2 protein-coding genes are annotated in these 1660 nt (G+C 66.4%); one reads left to right on the top strand and one right to left on the bottom strand.

Annotation, left to right across the window (positions count from 1 at the left end):
- Positions 1-556: hypothetical protein (locus ACXJKG_RS21005; protein WP_456847654.1), on the top strand; the 556-nt coding region annotated here is incomplete at its 5' end.
- A 522-nt stretch (positions 557-1078) separates the two neighbouring features.
- On the opposite strand, the gene ACXJKG_RS21000 is transcribed toward ACXJKG_RS21005, so the two are convergent.
- Positions 1079-1369: a hypothetical protein gene (locus ACXJKG_RS21000; protein WP_456847653.1), complete on the bottom strand. Its 291-nt coding sequence runs from the start codon at positions 1367-1369 to the stop codon at positions 1079-1081.
- Positions 1370-1660 lie beyond the last annotated feature (291 nt).

Here is a 1660-nt window from a genome sequence, read left to right as displayed (position 1 = left end):
CCTCGGCTGTGTCGTGCTCGGTGCGATCGCGCTCGTCTCGATCCTCACGCGCATGTCCGACCCGGCCACGCCCTGGGTGGGGTTCGTGCCCGGCCCGGACGGGACGCCGAGCGCGGTGGTCCAGCGGTCCGGAGCCGACGCCGTGACCAGCGTGTCCGTCGAGGCCGCGGACGCCGATCGGTCGGTCCTCTGGGCCATCGACCGGGTACCGGGGTCCGCGTGGGACGGGACGCTTTCGCTCGGTAGCGCCCCGAAGGCATTCGTCGTGAAGACCGCGCTGGAAGGAGCGTCGATCCCCGCCGGCTCGGTGCTCGTCGTCACGAACGGGTGCTATGCATCGTACGCAACGGTGCCGGTCGGGCCGCTGACGCCGGGCGTCGTCACGACCGAAGACCAGCAGGTCAGCCTCGACGAGTTCTACAGCGACGGGGGTGCGTTCACGGCCTGCGGTGCGGCGGAGTTCGAGACCCCGCTGAGGATCGCCGGGGGCGGACTGGTCCTGCTGGTTGCCGGCCTGGTCGCGCTGGTTGCCAGCGTTCGGCGCCGTACGGCGTGACCCCGGCTCTGATCGGCCGGCAGACCGCGATCACGTCGGGATCTCGGCCGCGACTCACGCCAATCGACCGCCGACTCGATCTGGCACGTGTCTGGCACGGATCCTGGTTCCGACGCTCTGACCCGAACTGATGTGTGCCCGCGAAAGGACTCGAACCCTTGAACGCCTGCGTGAACCGGGTAGAACTGAGATGCACGAAAGGGCGTCTGACCTGCATGTATACTCGTTCGCAAGCAGTTCTCTGATGCACATTGAGGAACGGGTTTGTCGTCTCTAGCGACACGCTAGCGACACGGGCGGGGGGCGGGATGGCCGGTCGAGCATCCTTCGGCCAGGTGCGGAAGCTCCCGTCCGGCAGGTTCCACGCTCGGTACGCGGTGCCGGGAAGCCCACTAGTGGGCCCCCTGGCGGTCCGCCGGCCTGGCGTCGCTCCGCCAAAGGCGTTGGGCTCCCCGCGCGCGGAGTGCGTCGACGAATCCATCAACTCGTCAGGGCGCCGCTCAAGGTGTGCGCGGCAAACTACTACGGGCGAGGCAGCCTGACAAAGTCATCAAAAAAGGTCGTCGATACGTTGACGTAGCTCGCATTGGCCTGAATTGCCTCACGGAGCGGTCGAAAACTGTTCGCCGTGGCGGCGATGAAGATGCAGCGGTCGCCGTTCTCTTCAAGAAATGTGGCGCTTCGATGAGCAAGCCGCACTTGGACGAGATCGCCCCACAGCGCCGACCACGCGACGCGCGCACGCGGCGGCTGCGCGCCGGTGATTAGAGCGACACAGCGATCAAGGAACGTGGCACCAATCGTGACGTACACAGAGTCGCGGTCGAACCCAGCTCCCGCGAACGGCCATGTCACCCTCAGAGGACCGCGAGTTCCATGAAAGCGAACAGCTCCAACGATTCTCACGGGCTCTCCTCGACCTCTAGAACTGATGTGCGCCTGCAACTTGTGAGTTGCCATTTCTACCCGCAACAGAAGTCGTTCTTCGGCCGGACCACCTGGCCGAACGTGGCGCGAGTCTAGGCGTCGACGGGGAGGGCCCCGGACATCTCGCCGAGAGGCCACCCGACCAGCGCAGTCGAGGAGCCCGACGAGAGTGGCTGC

The organism is Cellulomonas sp. P5_C6, assembly GCF_054049635.1.
Note: the sequence above shows the minus strand (reverse complement) of the source record. Positions and strands in the feature narration are given on the sequence as shown.